This is a genomic window from Sporomusa sp. KB1 (assembly GCF_007830295.1).
GTDB lineage: Bacteria > Bacillota > Negativicutes > Sporomusales > Sporomusaceae > Sporomusa.
Genome location: NZ_VLKC01000002.1, coordinates 2,323,877 through 2,330,569, shown reverse-complemented (window position 1 = coordinate 2,330,569; position 6,693 = coordinate 2,323,877). Strand labels below are relative to the sequence as shown.

Here is a 6,693-nt window from a genome sequence, read left to right as displayed (position 1 = left end):
ATGCGACCAAGATACCACATTCGGTATTAGCACCACTTTCGCGGTGTTGTCCCCAATTTAGAGGCAGGTTGTCTACGCGTTACTCACCCGTTCGCCACTAGGAGTTACAAGTAGCTCCCCGTTCGACTTGCATGTGTTAGGCACGCCGCCAGCGTTCGTCCTGAGCCAGGATCAAACTCTCCAATAAATTATTATTGAAGCCATTTGTTGGCTCTATAAATCAAATCAAGAAATTGTTTTTGGTTTTGTATGTCGCAAGCGACATACAACCGCACATCTGGCATTTTTGATGCATTACTTACATTGTTCAGTTTTCAGGGAACATTTTGTCGTTCGCATTGCGGCGACAGCTTTTATATATTATCACATCAAATAAGATATGTCAATATATTTTTTAGGACATTTTTTTGGAATTTTCAATCACTGTTTTGCGACTTCTATATCCTATCACATATCAACTATTTTTGTCAATATGTATTCGTGATTTAAATCTACGAATACATCGACCGAACGAAATTCATTTTACCATAATCATTTAAAGCCGTCAATGATGAAAATACGGCTAACATCAAGCCTTTGGCAAAAGTGCAGAACGATATCCTTGGCGAACTTTCACCAAGGATAAGAAAAGGACTGACCACTTACGGTCAGCCCGTTTACCACTAGTCACGTTGGCGCATATGTGGAAATAATATTACGTCCCGAATCGAATAGGAATCAGTTATAAACATAACTAACCGATCAATGCCAATACCCAAACCGCCTGTGGGGGGCAAGCCATATTCAAGGGCATTGATATAGTCCTCATCCATCATATGTGCTTCATCATCACCAGCCATACGCTGAGCCAGCTGATCGGCAAAACGCCCATGTTGATCAATAGGATCATTTAGCTCTGAAAAGCCATTGGCAACTTCGCGGCCAAAGATAAATGCTTCAAAACGATCAGTAATTTCAGGATTATCTTTATTGCGTTTAGCTAAAGGTGATATCTCTGTAGGATGACCGATAATAAAGGTTGGCTGAATCAAATGTTCTTCGCAAACCTCTTCAAATACATTGTTCAAGATACCGCCTATTCCATGTTTCTGCTCATATTTAACACCAAGCTTGTCGGCAATGGCACGAGCTTCCGCCACTGTCTTAACCACGCTAAAATCTTCCCCTGAATATTTTTGTATGGCTTCCGGCATGGTGAGTCTGTTCCATGGCGGTGTAAGGTCAATTTCCTGCCCTTGATAAGTAATCTTGGTTGTACCTAGGAGAGTCTCTGCAACTTTGGCTATCACTTCCTCTGTCAACCGCATAACATCCTTATAGTCGGCAAAAGCCTGATATAGCTCAAGTATAGTAAATTCCGGGTTATGTTTAATATCAATGCCTTCGTTTCTAAATACCCGGCCAAGTTCGTATACTTTTTCAAAACCACCAACAATTAGCCGTTTAAGATACAGCTCCGGCGCAATCCGCATAAACAGTTTCATATCAAGTGCATTATGATGAGTAATAAACGGGCGCGCTGCCGCACCGCCAGCAATCGGGTGCATCATTGGTGTTTCCACTTCTAAAAAGCCGCGTTCATCTAATTGCTGCCGAACCACCTGAATGATTTTACTGCGCATAATAAAGTTATTACGTACATCGGGGTTGACAATTAAATCAAGATAACGCTGCCGATAGCGAGTCTCGACATCCTTTAACCCATGCCACTTTTCCGGCAGCGGGCGTAAGGATTTGGCCAAAAACTCAAACCGATTTGCTTTTATACTGATTTCACCTTTTTGGGTAGTAAATACAATACCTTCAATACCTACAATATCGCCAATATCTAACAGATGAAACTGCTCATAAGCTGTTTCGCCCAGTACATCTTGACGAAAGTAAATCTGAATTCTGCCAGTAATATCCATTACATGGCCAAAACTGGCCTTTCCGTGACCACGCACAGCCATGAGGCGTCCGGCAATGCGGACAGTTTGTCCCTCTAGTTCAGCATAATCATCAATAATTGTTTTCGCATGATGAGTAAAGTCATACTTGCGTCCAAAAGGCTCAATTCCCTGGGCAGCCACCTTATCCATCTTTTCCCGACGAACCTTCATCAGTTCATTTAGTTCCTCGGCCGCTTGCGGGTTGCTATCTTGTACTACTTCTATTTCTGCCATGAAACTTCTCCCCTGTCCTTTCTCAGCTAGAAATTAATGGTGACGTCTAATCTCCATAATTTCATATTTAAGCATACCTGCTGGTACATTAACTTCTACAACGCTGCCGACCCTTTGGCCAATTATAGCCTGCCCAACCGGCGATTCGTTGGAAATTTTAAGTTCGGTCGGGTCAGCCTCAGCTGAACCAACAATAGTATATTCGAGTTCATCGTCAAACTCCAAATCCTTAAGTTTAACAGTTGAGCCCAAAGCAACAATATCTGTGCCCACTTCCCCTTCATCAATCACCTTGGCATTACGCAACATTTTTTCCAAAGTAAGAATGTCGCCTTCGATAAAGGCTTGTTCATTCTTGGCATCTTCGTACTCCGAGTTTTCACTGATGTCGCCAAATTCAATTGCTTGCTTAATACGTTCAGCTACCTCCCGGCGGCGAACTGACTTTAGATGGTCAAGCTTCTGCTCTAACTTCTTCAGTCCGTCAATGGTAAGCATAACATCTTTTTCCATGGTTCATTCTCCTCTTATTAGCTATTTGCCAAAAATATTTTGCAAATATTATAAATTTTTCTTTGTAAATAGTGTATTCAGTTTGCTCTTAAAATTGCCCTTCTGATGAAAAAATCTTCATATCTAGGAATTAGACAATATAAATAGTGCCAAGTAGAACTTGACACTGTTTTATGGTAAGAGATATCTGAACATTGTGTGCAGCATCCTCTATTTTTCATTATTATAGGCATAAATAGGTCCTTTGTCAATATTTTCTAAAGCACTCCTTTCGAAATCTGCAAAGTTTTTGCAAGTGCATTGGCTTTAATAGACGCAAGTTCCTGTGAAGTAACAGCTCGTTCAAAGCTGCGAAACCCTGCCAATTTGAAGCCATGCTTAGCCGCTAGTCTATCAATGATTTCCACTTGCTTAACCGTTAAGTCCCGCCCTAGCGTAAAGTTCTCATAGCGCCCCTCTAACGCTAATATCATGGTTTCAGCCATACACGCATAAGCTGTTTGCGGCGGAAACCCAAAATTCAGTCCAAATTGTACATCCCCCGGAACCTCCACAACCCCGCCCTCAAGCACAAGTACATCATTGCGTATTTCCGCTACGCGGCGTGAAACATTACGTGGTCTGGCCACATCACAGACAATAGCTCCCGGCTTTAGGTCCTCAGGCTCAATTATGCTATCAATAGCGCTGGTTACAGCTACCACAATGTCGGCATTTCTAATGGCCTGTTTAGTATTTGCCGTTACCCGAACAGCTAATCCTGTAGTTTTCAAAATCTGTTTGGAAAGTTTTTCTAGTTTGACCTCATCCCGGGCCGCCAGTGTCAAGTAGCGCACTTCCCGGGCTAAAATCTGAGCGCAAGCCGCGCCAATAGACCCAGTAGCTCCTAAGATAAGCACATTAGTCCGCGATAAGTCAATCCCCATTGCTTTGGCAGCTTGGCGTGTACCTTCTAGCGCGGTAGCTACGGTGTAACTGTTGCCTGTTGTTACGGCAATTTTTAAGTTTTTAGCTACTGTTATGCCTGCGTCACCAACAACAGATGTAAAAGCACCAAGACCCATAATTTTAGCTCCGAGTTTTTCAGCTACCTTACCGGTCTTTATGATTTTATTAATTACATACGGTTCAGGCATGGCAACCATTTGCCGTGACGTCAGAGGACACCCGACAAACCAGCCTTCTGCCTTATTATGTCCGGAATCAATACCACTAATGTGAGAGACTTTGAACGGCGGTATGTATTTGATAATACCTTCTACTAACCTATCAGGCCAGTTACGGGTAAAAGAAAACTTCCGGCTAAAATCGCTAGCTTCCAAAGGATGAACTACAAAAGCAAACTTTTGCAAATACAAGCGCCTCCTTATGTAAGTTTTTTAAACCTTGGCTCAATCCCAGCTTGTTCAATAAGATCAATATAATTTTCTACCGTTAGCTGAGCTGGATGTTTGCCGGATAAGGCCGTCAGCATTCCTTCTAATAGGTTAGTCCCGAAAGATCGGCCACCCATTTCCGGTGTAGTTGTTACTAAGGTAGTAACCCCCCGCTCTTTTAGCAAAACTTCATCCTCTTGTGTTACTGTGTTGGTAATAATCAACTTATCTTTCATAGTATCTGGCATGTAGCGCCTAATAAAATGAAAATCACCAGCAACAATCGACGCACGGTGAAAATACTTCGCAAATTTAGGGGTCATCTGGGTTTGCTTATTGCCTGTAGGATAGAACAAACTAACAGGCAATTTGGTAATAACAGGAGCTACCAGATTAGCCAATCGATTCAGGCTGTCTAAGGTCGTAATGGGTATTGGCAAGCCCAGGCCAAACATCAGATCGCCAAACACGGTTTTACAGCCCGCGCCTGCCAAAGCTTCAGCTAATCCGAACCGGTCAACAGCACATACAATAAGCGCCTGTTTATCTTTGAATTCAAAACCATATTTGTTAATAAGATAAGGTATTACCCGCCGCTCCAATGTATTCTTAATGGTGCTGCCATCAACTACTGGTGTTATTTTGGCATTAGCAGCTAATACCGCTGATTCCCGGAAGGTATACCGCTTTTTACCAGCATAAATATATAAATCAGTACCACCAAGACCAATTGCATCCACCTGACCATCCAGTTCACGGATAAGATCTGCTGCTACCTGTTTATTCCCATCAGTTCCGATTCTCTTAATTTGAAACTGTTGACCACCAAATTCAGTAATAATCGTGCTGTTACGATTTGATGAACCCAGACTGATGCTTACCACCTGTTTCATCCTTGTATCCTCCTGGCTAAAACCTCAGCTGCCTGATAAGCGCACAAATATCTTCCGGATTGACATATTTATCTTCAGAAATTGGCGATTCTCCAATTTGTACACCAATTACTGTTTTGTCTAGTAAGGCTTCCATTAGTTTAATGCGCATATTTGAGCCAATAATAATTACTATATCATACTTATGGACGTTGGATATTATTTCCATAATAGTGTTAAATAATTCTACTCCGCTTTTGGTTTGAACAAAATCTAAGCGTTCCTGATCAGATAAAACAAGGCAAAAGTCAACACCTTCTTGCCTGGCAACAGTATATATCTCTTGACAATTTTTTATTGGAAAGCCTATTAGCGCTACACGGCCGCCTTTACGAATCTCGCCAATGGTTTCGAGACGCGAAACAAAGGTGCGATCAACACCAGTTTGGCCTGCCACCTCTTGCTGTGATAAGCCATCTCGCCGCAATTCAAGAATTCGGTCAACAGTATGATGAATTTTCTGTCGATCAACAATCTTGTCGCCAATACGAAGCAACACGGCGCGCTCATCTCCCCTTAGTATATGTGCACACTATTGTGTACATGCATATTTTAACATTATCTTTACTAAATAACAAGTTTACCACGAAATAGAAACCGGGCAGAAGAAAAGCCGTTATTCCCAAGGTTCAAAAGGAAAACGGCTAATTACTCTTTTATAAGTTTCCAGCTTCAATACGGTATCATCATGAGCCATACCCTTTTTGAGTCCTTGCAGCACCCGGATGCCCTGATTCATGGTAATACCAATATCATCAGTAAGCTGAGACATAGTAGCACGACGAGCTTTGTCAATAGACTCATTCAGTGACTTACCTGCCTCAATGTTGTTAACAAACTCTTGCGCCAAATAAAATTGGGCTAAATTAGTCATCGGATTCCCACAAGCCCCGCTGGCTGTCAAACCCAATGCTTCCGGCATGGTATGTTTAATACTAAACTCCACTGATTTTTTTAACTCATCAGTCTCTCGGCCCATAGCTTCCACCAACGTTCGTGCCGTGCATAACCCATAGGTAGTCAAAGCCCTGATAACCGAGTGCTCAATCGTATGAGCCTGTTCAAGCTCAACCAAACCACCTAAATTAGCCGTTATGCTGACTTGCTCGCCTGTCTCAAGATCTGAGCCGTAAATTGTTACAGGGATATCACTTTTATCGCGAAATTCAGTGTATCCTCCTTGAGGTGCCCACCCAGCGCCGGAGATAACTGGATATTCCTTACGCATCTTTTTTAGGTTGATGTATTCGATATCATTTGAGTAAAGATAACTGCCCGCTGTCCGCATAGTATACCAGCGGGCATGGCCTCTACCTTCCAATTTAGCCATAAGTACCGGCGTTTCGACATTATTATTATCTACAGCCGTCTGACTCCAAATGTTCATAATGCGGACAATTACACCAATAGGGTATAAGGCTTGTTCTTCAACAATCCAGGGACAAATAAGGATTTCTCGTCCCACCCCCACATCCAGCAGTAACTGACCGCCGTTTTCGATAATAAACATACCGGTAATCGTTCCACCCTGTGGCCTTGGCAATACGCCGTTAGCGACAGGCATTATGAGCATATGCATCTTATCCCCCTGCGGAAAACGATTATAAACGCCCATCTGCTTCGTTGCTCCTGCGGGCGTTCCCTCCGACGTACTTCCCAGTACGACTGCGGTCACGTCCTCGTCGCGCCTCGCATCTGGACATTTCT

Annotated in this window: 6 protein-coding genes; all 6 read right to left on the bottom strand. The window is 42.8% G+C overall.

What is annotated here, in order from left to right:
• Positions 1-662 precede the first annotated feature (662 nt).
• Positions 663-2,165, bottom strand: a complete 1,503-nt coding sequence (lysS, locus tag SALPA_RS14425; protein ID WP_186451074.1) for a lysine--tRNA ligase — start codon at positions 2,163-2,165, stop codon at positions 663-665.
• 33 nt (positions 2,166-2,198) lie between these two features.
• Entirely contained in the window at positions 2,199-2,678 is a 480-nt protein-coding gene (greA, locus tag SALPA_RS14420; protein ID WP_145095334.1) for a transcription elongation factor GreA, read from the bottom strand.
• A gap of 257 nt (positions 2,679-2,935) precedes the next feature.
• On the bottom strand, positions 2,936-4,030 hold the full coding sequence (locus SALPA_RS14415; protein WP_145095331.1) for a saccharopine dehydrogenase NADP-binding domain-containing protein: 1,095 nt from the start codon (positions 4,028-4,030) through the stop codon (positions 2,936-2,938).
• Between the two features lie 14 nt (positions 4,031-4,044).
• Positions 4,045-4,947: a quinate 5-dehydrogenase gene (locus SALPA_RS14410; protein WP_145095328.1), complete on the bottom strand. Its 903-nt coding sequence runs from the start codon at positions 4,945-4,947 to the stop codon at positions 4,045-4,047.
• A gap of 16 nt (positions 4,948-4,963) precedes the next feature.
• Positions 4,964-5,485, bottom strand: coding sequence for a helix-turn-helix domain-containing protein (locus tag SALPA_RS14405; RefSeq protein ID WP_145095325.1), 522 nt, complete (start codon positions 5,483-5,485; stop codon positions 4,964-4,966).
• Between the two features lie 117 nt (positions 5,486-5,602).
• The gene (locus SALPA_RS14400; protein WP_255451210.1) at positions 5,603-6,661 is read right to left on the bottom strand and encodes a hypothetical protein; all 1,059 of its coding nucleotides are present in this window, start codon (positions 6,659-6,661) and stop codon (positions 5,603-5,605) included.
• Between the last annotated feature and the right edge of the window lie 32 nt (positions 6,662-6,693).